Origin of the sequence: Pseudokineococcus sp. 5B2Z-1 (assembly GCF_037482305.1) — a bacterium.
Taxonomy (GTDB): domain Bacteria; phylum Actinomycetota; class Actinomycetes; order Actinomycetales; family Quadrisphaeraceae; genus Pseudokineococcus.
The window spans coordinates 1-13,454 of record NZ_JBBHZG010000011.1; the positions used below are offsets into that span (position 1 = coordinate 1).

At 79.9% G+C, this 13,454-nt stretch carries 12 protein-coding genes and 1 rRNA gene; all 13 read left to right on the plus strand.

Annotated features, from left to right (window positions below):
- Nucleotides 1–171 precede the first annotated feature (171 nt).
- The 13 genes from rrf (at nucleotide 172) to WDV85_RS16835 (ending at nucleotide 13,454) form a co-directional block, all read left to right on the plus strand.
- A 5S ribosomal RNA gene (gene rrf / locus WDV85_RS16775) occupies nucleotides 172–288 on the plus strand.
- 671 nt (nucleotides 289–959) lie between these two features.
- Nucleotides 960–1,640, plus strand: coding sequence for a hypothetical protein (locus tag WDV85_RS16780; RefSeq protein WP_339571712.1), 681 nt, complete (start codon nucleotides 960–962; stop codon nucleotides 1,638–1,640).
- Nucleotides 1,637–2,182, plus strand: coding sequence for a tetratricopeptide repeat protein (locus tag WDV85_RS16785; RefSeq protein ID WP_339571713.1), 546 nt, complete (start codon nucleotides 1,637–1,639; stop codon nucleotides 2,180–2,182). Before WDV85_RS16780 ends, WDV85_RS16785 begins: the two co-directional genes overlap by 4 nt.
- Nucleotides 2,175–3,170 (plus strand): HAD-IIA family hydrolase, encoded by a 996-nt coding sequence (locus WDV85_RS16790; protein ID WP_339571714.1) that lies wholly within the window; start codon nucleotides 2,175–2,177, stop codon nucleotides 3,168–3,170. Before WDV85_RS16785 ends, WDV85_RS16790 begins: the two co-directional genes overlap by 8 nt.
- A 9-nt stretch (nucleotides 3,171–3,179) precedes the next feature.
- Nucleotides 3,180–3,497, plus strand: a complete 318-nt coding sequence (locus WDV85_RS16795; protein ID WP_339571715.1) for a hypothetical protein — start codon at nucleotides 3,180–3,182, stop codon at nucleotides 3,495–3,497.
- The gene (locus WDV85_RS16800; protein WP_339571716.1) at nucleotides 3,494–4,399 is read left to right on the plus strand and encodes a TlyA family RNA methyltransferase; all 906 of its coding nucleotides are present in this window, start codon (nucleotides 3,494–3,496) and stop codon (nucleotides 4,397–4,399) included. Before WDV85_RS16795 ends, WDV85_RS16800 begins: the two co-directional genes overlap by 4 nt.
- The gene (locus WDV85_RS16805; RefSeq protein WP_339571717.1) at nucleotides 4,396–5,439 is read left to right on the plus strand and encodes an NAD kinase; all 1,044 of its coding nucleotides are present in this window, start codon (nucleotides 4,396–4,398) and stop codon (nucleotides 5,437–5,439) included. The genes WDV85_RS16800 and WDV85_RS16805 overlap by 4 nt, the downstream gene beginning before the upstream one ends.
- Nucleotides 5,440–5,442: 3 nt before the next feature.
- Complete coding sequence (gene recN, locus WDV85_RS16810) at nucleotides 5,443–7,158, plus strand: DNA repair protein RecN (protein WP_339571718.1); 1,716 nt, start codon at nucleotides 5,443–5,445, stop codon at nucleotides 7,156–7,158.
- Nucleotides 7,159–7,228: 70 nt separating this feature from the next.
- Nucleotides 7,229–8,416, plus strand: a complete 1,188-nt coding sequence (gene steA, locus WDV85_RS16815) for a putative cytokinetic ring protein SteA (RefSeq protein WP_339571719.1) — start codon at nucleotides 7,229–7,231, stop codon at nucleotides 8,414–8,416.
- 106 nt (nucleotides 8,417–8,522) lie between these two features.
- Nucleotides 8,523–9,512, plus strand: coding sequence for a copper transporter (locus WDV85_RS16820; RefSeq protein WP_339571720.1), 990 nt, complete (start codon nucleotides 8,523–8,525; stop codon nucleotides 9,510–9,512).
- A complete protein-coding gene (locus tag WDV85_RS16825; protein WP_339571721.1) occupies nucleotides 9,509–10,411 on the plus strand; it encodes a hypothetical protein in 903 nt (300 codons plus the stop codon). Before WDV85_RS16820 ends, WDV85_RS16825 begins: the two co-directional genes overlap by 4 nt.
- Nucleotides 10,408–12,243, plus strand: coding sequence for a murein biosynthesis integral membrane protein MurJ (murJ, locus tag WDV85_RS16830; RefSeq protein ID WP_339571722.1), 1,836 nt, complete (start codon nucleotides 10,408–10,410; stop codon nucleotides 12,241–12,243). Before WDV85_RS16825 ends, murJ begins: the two co-directional genes overlap by 4 nt.
- On the plus strand, nucleotides 12,240–13,454 hold the full coding sequence (locus tag WDV85_RS16835; protein ID WP_339571723.1) for a glycosyltransferase family 4 protein: 1,215 nt from the start codon (nucleotides 12,240–12,242) through the stop codon (nucleotides 13,452–13,454). Before murJ ends, WDV85_RS16835 begins: the two co-directional genes overlap by 4 nt.

A 13,454-nucleotide genomic window follows, 5' to 3' on the forward strand; every position in this document is an offset into this window, starting at 1 on the left:
ATAGGCCGGGTGTGGAAGCGGGGTAACTCGTGGAGCTGACCGGTACTAATATGCCGATGGCTTGACCACTCTTCAGGTGTGTTGCTCGTGTCCACTGTGCGGTTCTTGGGTTACGAACCCCCCACTAGCCCCTTTGGGGTGTGTGGGTGGGGGTTCGTGCTCGCGAGTTGTTTCGGCGGTCATAGCGTCGGGGAAACGCCCGGTCCCATTCCGAACCCGGAAGCTAAGCCCGTTCGCGCCGATGGTACTGCGTGGGGGACTGCGTGGGAGAGTAGGTCGCCGCCGGACTTCACTTAGGAAGGGCCACCCCCCATTGGGGGGTGGCCCTTTCGCATGCCCGGACACGGATGCACAGGTGCGCCGTCGACTCCGTGGGGTCGCGCGATCCCGCTGGGACGCCGTGGTCCGCAGCGACGGGCTGTGGTCCCGAGCCCTCCGAGGGCGACGAGCGGACCGCGGCCGAGCGCCGGGCGAGACGGGCACCCGTCGGCTCGTGGAGCGACATCGCCGTCGCGCATGATGGTGCCGGTCGCCGTGCGCGCGCCGGTGCAGCCCAGGAGGACGTGCGCCGTCGCCCGGCGAGAGCAGAACAGCTGGTGGACCGAGTGCGCGTCCCGGACCGAGGAGGACCCATGGCCGAGTGGACCGGAGACGACCGTGCGGGGCGGAGAGAGCCACGCGAGGGCGACGGTGCCGGGCGTCACGGGGGCGACCGCGACCGTGCCCCGCGGGGTCGAGGTCCTCGTGCCGGTGACGACCGCGCCCGCGACGGTCGCGGACGGGACGACCGGACGGGCCGCGGGGAGCGAGACCGGACCGGAGGACCGCGGTCCCGCACGGGAGGTGCGGGCGACCGTGGCTGGGGCGACCGCGGGCCGGGGGCGCGTGGCCACGCCCCCCGCGGCCGCACGGGCCCCGGGGGTGCGCACGGTGGTCGGGAGACCCGTGCCCCCCGGCCGGTGGAGCCGCCCCTTCCCGACGACGTCACGGGCAAGGAGCTCGACGCCGACGTGCGACGCGACCTCAGCGGGCTGTCCGGGGAGAACGCCACCGCCGTCGCGCGGCACCTCGTGCAGGTGGCGCGCCTCCTCGACGACGACCCCGCCCTGGCGCTCGAGCACGCCCGCGCCGCCCAGCGCCGTGCGGGCCGGGTGGGCGCCGTCCGCGAGGCGACCGGGCTCGCGGCCTACCGGGCCGGCGAGTACGAGGAGGCGCTGCGCGAGCTGCGCACCGCCCGCCGGATCACCGGTTCCCAGGAGCACCTGCCGGTCATGGCCGACTGCGAGCGCGGGCTCGGACGGCCGGAGCGCGCCCTGGACGCCGCCGCAGGGCCGGCGGCGGACGCGCTGGACCGTGCCGGACTCATCGAGCTGGCCATCGTCGTCGCCGGGGCGCGCCGGGACCTCGGGCAGGCGGACGCCGCCGTCCTCGAGCTGCGGCTGCCCGAGCTGACGGGCTCGGTGCCGCCCGGGCTGCGCGAGTCGCAGGCCCGCCTGCAGGAGGCCTACGACGACGCCCTCGCCGCGGCGGGGCGCCCCGTCCCGCCGCGCGGGCGCGGCGGTGCCGGCGGTCCCCAGGCCGGTGGGGGCGGCGGCGCCGACGAGGACGACGACGTCCTGCTGTGGGAGGAGGACGCGTGAGCGGTCCGGGTCCCGGCCCCGCCTCCGGCTCGCCCGAGCGGGGGGACGGCCTCGGCACCTACGAGTGGCTGCAGCGGGGGCTCGGCCTCCTCGAGGGCGGTCACGCCGCCGCGGCCGCCACGGTGCTCGAGCGGGTCGCCGAGGACGAGCCGCGCTCGGCGAGCGTCCTCGAGGCCCTGGCGCGCGCGCAGTTCATCGCCGGTCGGCCGGGGGCCGCGGTCCGCACCTTCGAGCGCCTCGCCGAGGTGGCCCCGGACTCGGACTACGCGCGCTTCGGCTACGGCCTGTCCCTGCGACGCCTCGGCCGCCTGCCGCAGGCCGCCGAGCAGCTCGCGCTGGCCGTCGCCATGCGCCCGCAACGCGCCGAGTACGTGGAGGCGCTGAGCAGCGTCCGCGCCCTCCTGCGGCCGCGTCCCGGCGCGAGCGGTGCGGGCGAGGCGACGGGCGAGGGCCCCGACAGTGCCGCGCCCGGCCTGCTCGACGTCGGGGGGACCACGCCCGACGACGAGGGCACGGGCACGGACGGCGACGGCCGTGGCTGACGCCCTCGTCGCGTCGGCGGAGGTGCTCCTGCTCGACCTCGACGGCACCGTCTACGCCGGGGACCGACCGGTCCGGGGCGCCGCCGAGGCCGTCGCGGCCTGCCGCGCGCGAGGGGTGGCCGTGCGCTTCGTCACGAACAACGCCTCCCTGCCCCCCGAGGAGGTGGCCGCGCACCTCGGTCGCACGGGCGTGCGCGCCTCCGCCGAGGAGGTCCGCACGTCCTCGCAGGCGGGCGCGAGCCTCGTCCTCGACCGCTGCGGCGCCGGCGCGCGCGTGCTCGTCGTCGGCGGGCCGGGCGTCGCCCTCGCGTGCCGCGCCGCCGGCCTGGTGCCGGTGACGTCCGCGGACGACGAGCCGGTGGCCGTCCTCCAGGGCTTCGGCCCCGACGTGGGCTGGGCCGCGCTCACCGAGGCCGCGTACGCCATCAGGGCGGGCGCCCTGTGGGTGGCGACCAACGTCGACACCGTCCTCGCGCGCGAGCGCGGCCCCGCCCTCGGCAACGGCAGCCTCGTCGCGGCGGTCCGGACGGCCACCGGAGCTGAGCCCCTCGTCGCCGGGAAGCCCGAGCGGCCGCTCCTCGACGCGGCGGCCGACGGGCGGCGGGCCCTCGTCGTCGGCGACCGGCTCGACACCGACGTCGCCGGCGCGCGGGCCGCGGGCCTGAGCAGCCTCTGGGTGGCCACGGGCGTGGACGCCACCGCGGTCGTCCTCGACGCCCCGCCCCACCAGCGCCCCGACCACCTCGGCGCCGACCTCGGCGCCCTGCTCGCGCCGGCGGCGACCGTCGTCCGGGAGGGCGAGGGCGCGCAGCGGAGCTGGCGCTGCGGGGACGCGCGGGTCCGGCGGGGTCCGGACGGACTCGTGGCGGAGGACGGCGGCGGACCCCTGGACGTGCTGAGGGCGGCCTGCGCCGCGCGCTGGGAGCTGGAGGACGTCGCCGTGACCGACGACCTGCGGCGCCGGGTGTCGCCGCTGGACGCCCGGTAGCGTGCCCGGGTGACCTCCGGCGACGCCCCGGCCCCCCGACCGGGCCCCGCGCCCGGCCCGAGGCCCGCCCCGGGGGGCGCCCCCGGGCTCGCTCCGGGGCCCCGCCCGGGCCCGCCGGCGCCCCGGCCCCCGGCGGGCGTCCCGCTCGGCTCCGGCCGGGGAGGCGACGGCCCCGACGCCGCCGACCCGGCGGGTGACCCCGAGGTCGCGCAGGTGCTGGCCGACCTCGCGGCGACGCCGGACGAGGCGGGGCCGCTGGAGCAGGCCGCCGCCCTCGAGCGGGCGCAGGAGCGCCTCGCCCGACGGCTCTCGGGCACGGCCCGGTGAGCGCGCCCCGTCGCGCGCGCCTGGACGCCGAGCTGGTCCGCCGGGGCCTCGCGCGCTCGCGGCAGGAGGCCGGCGAGCTCGTGGGAGCCGGGTCGGTGCTCGTGCGGGGCCAGCGCGCCACCAAGCCGGCCACGCAGGTCGAGCGCGCCGACCCGATCGTCGTGGACGAGGTCGGCGAGGGCGAGGGGCCGTCAGGGTCCGGGCGCCGCTGGGCGAGCCGCGGGGCGCACAAGCTCCTCGGCGCGCTGGGAGCCTTCCCCGACGTCGACGTCGCCGGGCGCCTCGCGATGGACGCCGGGGCGTCGACGGGAGGGTTCACCGACGTCCTGCTCGACCGGGGCGCGGAGCGCGTCCTCGCCGTCGACGTCGGCTACGGCCAGCTCGCCTGGCCGCTGCGCAGCGACGACCGCGTCGTCGTGCTCGACCGCACCAACGTCCGCCTCCTCGCGCCCGACGCCGTCCTCGCGCAGCTCGGCGCCCTGCCGGCCCTCGTGGTCGCCGACCTGTCCTTCATCTCCCTGCGGCTCGTGCTGCCCGCCCTGGCGGCCTGCAGCGCCCCCGGCGCCGACCTGCTGCTCATGGTCAAGCCCCAGTTCGAGGTGGGGCGCGAGCGGCTGGGGGCGGGCGGCGTGGTGCGCGACCCGCGCGCCCGGGCGGACGCCGTCGTCGACGTGGCCGCCGCCGCCGTCGACGCCGGCCTCCTCGTCGTCGGCTGCGCCGCGAGCCCGCTGCCCGGCCCGAGCGGCAACGTCGAGTACTTCCTGCGCCTGCGCGCCGGAGGGGCCGGCCCCGCCGGGGTGGACCCCGAGGACCTGGAGGAGGTCGCGCTCGCGGCCGTGCGCAGCGGCCCCGGCGGCAGCGCCAGCGAGGACGACGCGAGCGACGAGGGGGGCGCGCAGTGACCCAGGACAGCCCGGAGACGCAGGAGACCCGGGCGGGGACGGGCGCGGACCCGCAGGCTCCCGCGGGCGAGCGGACCGTCCTCGTCCTCACCCACACGGGGCGGGCGACCGCCGTCGCCGCGGCCCGCGAGCTCGTGGACCTGCTGCGGGAGCGCGGGCTGCGCCCGGTCATGCTCGCCGAGGAGGTCGGGGACATCCCGGGCGTCGGGGACGTGCCGCTGCTCGACCCGGACGAGCTCGAGGACTCGGTCGTGAGCGGGGCCGAGATGGTCGTCGTCCTCGGCGGCGACGGCACGATCCTGCGGGCGGCCGAGCTCGTGCGGCACCGCCCGGTGCCCCTGCTCGGCGTGAACCTCGGCCACGTCGGCTTCCTCGCCGAGAGCGAGCGGGACGACCTGGCGCGCACGGTCGACCGCATCGCCGCCCGCGACTACGTCGTCGAGGAGCGGCTCACGCTCGACGTGCGGGTGCTCCGCGACGGCGAGGTCGTGACGACGTCGTGGGCGGTCAACGAGGCCAGCGTCGAGAAGGCCGAGCGCGAGCGGATGCTCGAGGTCGTCACCGAGGTCGACGGCCGACCCGTGTCGGTCATCGGCTGCGACGGCGTCGTCATGGCGACGCCGACCGGATCGACCGCCTACGCCTTCTCCGCCGGTGGGCCCGTGGTGTGGCCGGAGGTCCAGGCGCTGCTCATGGTGCCCATCTCCGCGCACGCCCTGTTCGCCAAGCCGCTCGTGGCCTCGCCGGGCTCGGTCCTCGCGGTCGAGGTGCTCTCGCGGACCGCCGGCGGGGGCGTCCTGTGGTGCGACGGGCGACGCACGGCGCAGCTGCCGCCCGGCTCGCGCATCGAGGTCACCCGGGGGGTGCACCCGCTGCTGCTGGCCCGCATCTCCGACGGGCCCTTCACCGACCGGCTCGTCGCGAAGTTCCGGCTGCCCGTCGAGGGCTGGCGCGGACCGGTCGACGCAGCCGACGAGGCAGCCGACGACGGGGCCGACGGCGCGGCGGACGACCGGGGCGGGCCGCCCGGGGGACGCTGAGGCGTGCTCGAGGAGATCCGGATCCGCGACCTCGGGGCCATCGACGCCTCGGCGCTCGAGATCGGCCCCGGCCTCACCGTCCTCACGGGGGAGACGGGCGCCGGCAAGACGATGGTCGTCACGAGCCTCGGCCTCCTGCTGGGGGCCCGGGCCGACCCCACGGCCGTCCGCTCGGGCGCGCGGAGCGCCCTCGTCGAGGGGCGCTTCACGCTGCCCGCCACAGGACCCGCCGCCGAGCGCGCCCGGGGGTCCGGCGCCGAGCTGGAGGACGTCGGGGCCGGGCGCAGCGAGCTGCTCGTGGCCCGCAGCGTCGCCGCCGGGGGCCGCAGCCGCGCCCACGTCGGCGGTCGCGCCGTCCCCAACGGCCTGCTCGGCGAGCTCGCCGACGACCTCGTCGCCGTCCACGGCCAGAGCGAGCAGGTGCTGCTGCGCTCGCCCGCGCGCCAGCGCGAGGTCGTCGACGCGTCGGCGGGCCAGGACGTCGCGGAGCCGATGGCGCGCTACCGCACCGCCTTCGAGCGGCACCGCGCCGTGCGCGCCGAGCTGGACGAGATCCGCACGCGGGGCCGCGAGCGGGCCCAGGAGGCCGACCTCCTGCGGCACGGGCTCGAGCGCGTCGAGCGCGTCGACCCGCAGCCGGGGGAGGACCTGGCCCTGGCGCAGGAGGCCGAGCGCCTCACGCACGCCGAGGACCTCCGCCTCGCCGCGGCCACGGCCCGCGCCGCTCTCACGGGTGACGACGACGCCGGCGGGGGCGAGGCCCCGGGGAACGCGGTCGGCGCCGTCGAGGTCGCCCGTCGGGCGCTGGAGGCGGTGCGGGCCCACGACCCGGCGCTCGCGGCGCTGGCCGACCGCCTCGCCGAGGTGTCCGTCCTCGTCGTCGAGGCCGGCGCCGACGCCGCCGCGCACCTCGCCGAGCTGGAGGCCGACCCCGCGCGGCTCGCCGTCGTGCAGGAGCGGCGCGCCGAGCTCGCGGCGCTGGTGCGCGCCTACGGCGAGGACGCGTCCGCCGTCCTCGCCTGGGCCCGGGAGGCCTCGCAGCGCCTCCTCGAGCTCGAGGGCGACGACGACCGGGTGGGCGCCCTCGAGGAGGAGGACCGCGCCCTCGCCGAGGAGCTGGAGGCCCTCGCCGGCCGGCTGCACGACGCGCGGGCGGCCGCGGGCGAGCGGCTGGCCGCGGCGGCGAGCGCGGAGCTCGAGGCCCTCGCGATGGCCGGGGCCCGGCTCGAGGTGAGGGTCGAGCGCACCGAGCGGCTGTCGGCCACGGGAGGTGACGACGTCGCGCTGCTGCTCGCGGCCCACGCCGGCGCCGAGCCCCGGCCGCTCGCCCGGGGCGCCTCCGGGGGCGAGCTGTCGCGCGTGATGCTCGCGCTCGAGGTCGTGCTCGCCGAGGCCGACCCGGTGGAGACCTTCGTCTTCGACGAGGTCGACTCGGGCGTGGGGGGTCGCGCCGCAGTCGAGATCGGCCGCCGCCTGGCCGCGCTCGCGGAGCGCTCCCAGGTCCTCGTCGTCACCCACCTGCCGCAGGTGGCGGCCTTCGCCGACCACCACCTCCTCGTCGAGAAGGGCGGCGACGGCAGCGTCGTCGCGAGCGGCGTGCGCGCGCTCGAGGGCGAGGACCGGGTGGCGGAGCTGGCGCGGATGCTCGCCGGGCGCGGCGGCTCCACGAGCGCGCGCGCCCACGCGGCCGAGCTCCTCGAGGGCGCCCGCCACCGGTGACGCCCGACGGCGCGGCGCGCGCGGGTCGTGGTGCCGGGGACGGGGCGTCGACGTGGGACCATCGGCCACGATGAGACGCGTCCTGCGCCGGCGGCCCGCCGCGCCCACCACCGCCGGCGGCGTCGTGCGCGTCGACCGCCGCACGAAGGACCTCACCAAGAGGCTCCAGCCGGGGGACGTCGCCCTCATCGACCACGAGGACGTCGATCGCGTCGCCGCCGAGGCCCTCGTCGCCGCGCAGCCGGCCGCCGTCGTCAACGCCGCGGCGAGCACCTCCGGGCGCTACCCGAACCTCGGGCCGCAGATCCTCCTCGACGCCGGCGTCGTCCTCCTCGACCGGGTGGGCCCGGACGTCATGGGCGCCCTGCACGAGGGGCAGGCGGTGCGCGTCGACGGCGACCGGCTCCTCCTCCTCGAGGACGGCGAGGAGCGCGTCATCGCCACCGGCGTCCGGCAGACGCCGGAGACCGTCGCGGCGGCCATGGAGGAGGCGCGCGAGGGCCTCGGGTCCCAGCTCGAGCTCTTCGCCGCCAACACGCTGGAGTACATGCTCCGCGAGAAGGACCTCCTCTTCGACGGGGTCGGCGTGCCCGACGTGCGCACGTCCTTCGCCGGGCGCCAGGCCCTCGTCGTCGTCCGCGGCTACCACTACCGGGAGGACCTGGCCACGCTGCGGCCCTACATCCGCGAGTACCGGCCGGTGCTCATCGGCGTCGACGGCGGCGCGGACGCGGTGCTGGAGGCGGGCCACGCCCTCGACATGGTCGTCGGCGACATGGACTCCGTCTCGGACGCGGCGCTGACGAGCGGCGCGGAGGTCGTCGTGCACGCCTACCGCGACGGCCGCGCCCCCGGGCTCGACCGGGTGCGCGCCCTGGGCGTCGACCCCGTCGTCTTCCCCGCCACGGGCACGAGCGAGGACGTCGCCATGCTCCTGGCCGACGACCGCGGCGCCGAGCTCATCGTCGCCGTCGGCACCCACGCGACCCTCGTGGAGTTCCTCGACAAGGGGCGCGCCGGCATGGCCAGCACCTTCCTCACGCGCCTGCGCGTGGGCGGCAAGCTCGTCGACGCCAAGGGCGTCTCGAGGCTGTACCGCCAGCGGATCTCCACGGCGCAAGTGGCCGCCCTCCTGCTCGCGGGCCTGCTCGCGCTCCTCGTCGCGCTGCTGTCGACGTCGGCGGGCCAGACGCTCGTGTCGCTCCTCGGGGCCCAGCTCGACGGCCTGCTCGCCCCGCTGCTCTCGTGGACCGGCTGAGCCGCGGGCAGGCCGCGGGCCGGACCGCCCCGCCCCGGCGGCCCGCCGCACCGACCCGCACCCCGCGCGCCGCACGGCGGGCACGACCGCTCCTGGGAGACCACCGGTGATCGACTTCCGCTACCACCTCGTCTCGCTCGTCGGGGTCTTCCTCGCCCTGGCGATCGGCGTGGTGCTCGGCGCCGGGCCGCTGCGCGACTCCATCGGGGACACCCTCTCCAGCCAGGTCGACCTGCTGCGGGAGGACCGCGCGCAGCTCCAGGGGCAGGTCGACGACCTGTCCGGCCAGCTGGCCGCCCGCGACGCCGCCCTGGCCGCGGTCGCGCCCGCCGTCGCGGAGGGGGTCCTCGACGGCACGACGACCGTCGTGGTGGCCCTGCCCGGCGCCGACGGCGAGCTCGTGGAGGACCTGTCCGACGGCGTCGCCGACGCGGGCGGCGCGGTCAGCGGCGTCGTCGACCTCCGGGACGCCTGGAGCGACCCCGAGGCCTCGGAGGCCCGCGACGAGGTGGCCGCGGCCCTCCCGGAGCGCGCTCTCGGGGAGGTGACGACCGAGGACGCCGGGACGCCGGCGCTGCTGTCGGCCGCGCTGGCCGGTGCGGTCGTGGCCCCCGACCCCGTCCTCGCGGGGACGGCGTCGGTCGCCGGTCGCGAGGTCCTCGACGCCCTCGCGGCCGCCGACCTCGTGCAGCTGGAGGGCGACCCCGTGCTCCGCGCCGCGACGGCGCTGGTCGTGGCCCCGGCCCCCGCGCAGCAGCCGGCCGACGGTGACGCGGCGCCCGGCGCGAGCGCCGAGCTGGCGCTGCTGCAGGCGCTCGAGGCCACCGGCGCCGGGGTCGTCCTGGCGGGCCCGGCGGAGGCGGCCGCCGAGGGCGGCGCCGTCGCCGTCCTGCGGGGGGACGACCTCGCGGGCCTCGTCACGGGCGTCGACGGCGCGGGCTCCGCCGCCGGGGAGCTCGCCGTGGTGCTCGCCCTGCGCGAGCAGCTCGACGGCGGCGCCGGGCAGTACGGGGCGGGCGACGGCGCGGGCGCGGCGCTGCCTCCGCTGGCCGCGGCGCGCGCCGCGGCCGCCGAGCAGCCCGGCGGTGAGGGGTGAGCGCCCGGGCCCTGCCGGCCGCCGCCGCGGCGGCGACGACGGGGCTCGCCTGGGCCGCGGCGCGGCGCCTGGCCGCCCGGCCGGCGGGGGAGCGCTGGGCGCGCACGAACCACCGCGGGCGGCCGCTCACCCTCCTCGAGGGTCCCGCGCTCGCCGTCGGCGCCCTGGCCGGCGTCGCCGTCGCGTCCCTGCCCGCGCGGGCGCGGGTCGGGGCGGCGCTCGCCACCGCGGTCGCGGGCGCGCTCGGCGCGGTCGACGACCTCGCCGGCTCCGCCGACGCCCGCGGCCTGCGGGGCCACCTCGGCGCGCTCGCGCGCGGCCGGGTCACCACCGGCGGGCTCAAGGTCGTCGGCATCGGCCTCGGCGGGCTCGTCGGCGCGGCCGTCCTCGACGGCCGCGGCACGGACCCCGACGCGCCGTCGGTCCTCGACCGGCTCGTCGCGGGCGCCGTCGTCGCGGGCAGCGCCAACCTCGTCAACCTCCTCGACCTGCGCCCGGGCCGGGCCCTCAAGGCCGTCCTGCTTCTCGGGCACCTCGTCGGCGGCGCCGGCGTCCCGGGCTCGCGGCCGGGCGCGCCGCTGGCGTCGGCCGGGGCCGGCGCGGCCGCGGCGCTGCTGCTGCCCGACCTGCGCGAGCGCGGCATGCTCGGCGACTGCGGCGCCAACGCGGCGGGCGCCCTCCTGGGCTGCGCGGTGCTCACGCGGACGCGCTCGCGCGCCGCCCGCGCCGCCGTCCTCACCGCCCTGCTCGCGCTCACGGGGGCCTCGGAGCGGGTGAGCTTCACGCGCGTCATCGAGGCCACGCCCGGGCTGCGCGAGCTCGACCGCCTCGGCCGCGCCGCGCCGCCCGCCGGCTCGCCCACCGCCCCGGCGGCGCCGGCCACGACACCCGGCCCGTGAGGGCGCTCGGCCGCGGCCTGCTGGGCGCGGCCGCCCTCATCGCCGTCCTCACCGCGCTCGCCCGCGTCGCGGGCTTCCTGCGCGGGCTCGTCTTCACCGCCGGCGTCGGCAACGCGACCGTGGTCGGCGAGGCCTACAACGCCGCGAACACGGTGCCCAACGTCCTCTTCGAGGTCGTGGCGGGCGGCGCGCTGGCGGGCGCCGTCGTCCCGCTCCTCGCCGGGCCGCTGGCGGCGGGGGACCGGCGGGGCGCCGAGCGGGTCGTGGGCGCGCTGCTGGGGTGGACCCTCGTCCTGCTCGTGCCCGCCGCCGTGGCGGTGGCGGCCCTCGCGGGACCCCTGTCGCACCTGCTGCGGCCCGGGGCCGCGCTCGCCGACCAGCGGGCCCTCGTCGCCGCGATGCTCGTCGTCTTCGCCCCCCAGGTCGTCCTCTACGGGCTCGGCGTCGTCCTCACCGGGGCGCTCCAGGCGCAGCGGCGCTTCACCTGGCCCGCGCTCGCCCCCCTGCTGTCGAGCCTCACGGTCATCGGCGCCTACGCCCTCTACGCGCGTCTTTCGGGGTCCGGGGCGGGCGACGGCGCCGCGGCCGGTCCGGCGCTCGCCGTCCTCGCGGGGGGCACGACGCTCGGCGTGGCCGTCCTCACGCTGCCGCTGCTCGGACCCGTCCTCGCCGGCGGGCTGCGCCCCCGGCCCACGCTCCGCTTCCCCCCCGGGGTGCTGCGCCGCGCCCGGGGGCTCGCCGCGGCGGGGCTGCTCGCCCTGCTCGCCCAGCAGGCCGCCGTCCTGACGGCCCTGCTGCTGGGGGGCCGGCTCGGCGACCCGGCGCCCGGCTCCTTCAGCGTCTTCGTCCAGGTCGTGCAGCCCGTGTCGCTGCTGCCCTACGCCGTGCTCGCCGTCCCCCTGGCGACGAGCGCCTTCCCGCGGCTCGCGGAGATGGCCGCGCGGGGGGACGCGGACGGGTTCGCCCGGACGGCGGCCACGAGCACCCGCGCCGTCGTCCTCGTGGCGCTCCTGGGCAGCGCCCTCCTCGTGGCGGTCGCCCCCGCCGTCCAGGCCCTCTACGCGGCCCTCGACGCGGGCGGGGCGGGGGCGGGGAGCGGCCGCACGACCGCCTACGCCGCCGTGGCGGACGCCGTCACCGCCGTCGCCCCGGCGCTGCTGGGGCTCGCCCTCGTGGCCCACGTGGGGCGCGCGCTCTACGCCCTCGAGCGCGGCCGGGCGGCGGCCACGGCCACCGTCACCGGCTGGCTCGCCGTCGTCGGGGCCGAGGTGGCGCTGGCCGCGGTGCTCCCCGGGGAGGCCCGGGTGGTGGCGCTGGCGGCCGGCACGAGCGCCGGCATGGTGGTGGCCGCGGTGCTGCTCCTGCGGGCCCTGGGCGCCGCGGCGGGGCTCCGCGCCCTGGCCGGCGTGGGGCGCACCCTCGCCGCGTCGCTCGGCGCCGGCGCCGCGGGCGCCGTCGTCGGCCGGCTGGTCGTCGACGCCCTCCTCGGCGCGCTGGACGGGCGCGGCGCCGGCACGGAGCTCGCGGCCGTGGCCGCGGGCGCCGCGGGCGCGGCCGCCGCCGTCCTCGTCACCGCCGCCGGTGCGGCCCTGCTGGACCGCCGGACGGCGGCCGCGGCCCTGGCCCGCCTGCGCGGCCGGCGCGGGGTGCGCCAGGGTGGGGCGGTGCCCGGCGCGACTCCCGGAACGACCCCGGGCGCATCTCCGGGCGCGACGCCGGGCGACGGGACGGGCCGCGACGGGGGCCCCGGGGGCGCGCCGGGCAGCACGCCGCCGCGCGCCGCGCGGGACGACGAGGGGCCGGCGGACGGCCGCGGGAGGGAGCGGACGTGAGGGTGGTGCTCGTCGCCGGCCGCGCCACGGGCGGGATCGCCGGCCACGTCGCCGCGCTCGCCACGGGGCTCGCGGACGCCGGCGTCGACGTCGCGGTCGCGACGGGCGACGCGACGGCCGACCGGTGGGAGGAGCTCGGCGCGGGCGCGGGCCCGGGAGACGTGCACTCGCCCGTCCCCCCCGGCGTCCCGGTCCTGCGGCTGTGGCCGAGCTCCCGCCGGCCGCTCACGGCCCTGCGCCGCGCCCGGGCGCTGCGGCGCCTGCTCGCCGGCGCCGACGTCGTGCACGCCCACGGCCACCAGGCCGGGCTCCTCGCGCTGCTCGCCGCGCGAGGGCTCCGCGGGCCCCGCCGGGCCCGCGGGCGCGCGCGGGCGGCAGGTCCGGCCGTCGTCGTCACCTGGCACAACGCCGTCCTCGCCGCGCCCGGCGGCGCGGCGCAGCGCGCCCTCGAGGTCGCCGAGCGCCTGCAGGCCCGCCGGGCCGACCTGCTCACCGGGGCCTCCGGGGACCTCGTCGCCCGCGCTCGCGCGCTCGGCGCCGGGCGGGTCGAGGTGACGCCCGTCGGGGTCCCCGACCGGGCGGCCGACGGCGGGCGCGGACGCGGCGGCCCGGTGCCGGCCCCGCCGCCCGCCGGCCTGGAGGACCTGCCGCCGGACGCCCTGGTGGTCCTCACCGTGAGCCGCCTGGCCCCCCAGAAGGACCTGCCGACGCTCGTGCGCGCCGCGGCCCGCCTCGGCACCGGGCGCGGGGCGCGGGGGCGGGGCGCCCCCGTCACGTGGTGCGTCGTCGGCGACGGCGACCCGGCCGTCGAGGCGCGCGTGCGCCGCCTCGTCGCGGAGCTCGACGCCCCGGTGCGCCTGCTCGGGGCCCGCCCCGACGTCCCGGAGCTGCTCGCGCGCGCCGACGTCTTCGCGCTCTCGAGCACGTGGGAGGCCAGGTCGCTGGCCGTGCAGGAGGCCATGGCCGCCGGGCTGCCCGTCGTCGCCACCCGCACCGGCGGCCTGCCGGACCTGCTCGAGGGCGTCGGCGCGCTCGTGCCGGTCGGCGACGACCGCGCTCTCGCCGACGCCGTCGCGGCCCTGCTCGCCGACCCCCTGGCGCGCGAGCGCGCGGGTCGCGCGGCCCGCGAGGCCTTCACCGCCCTGCCGGGCCCGCAGGACGTGCTCCGCGGCTGGATCGACCGCTACGCCCGCCTCGCCGCCGACCGCTGA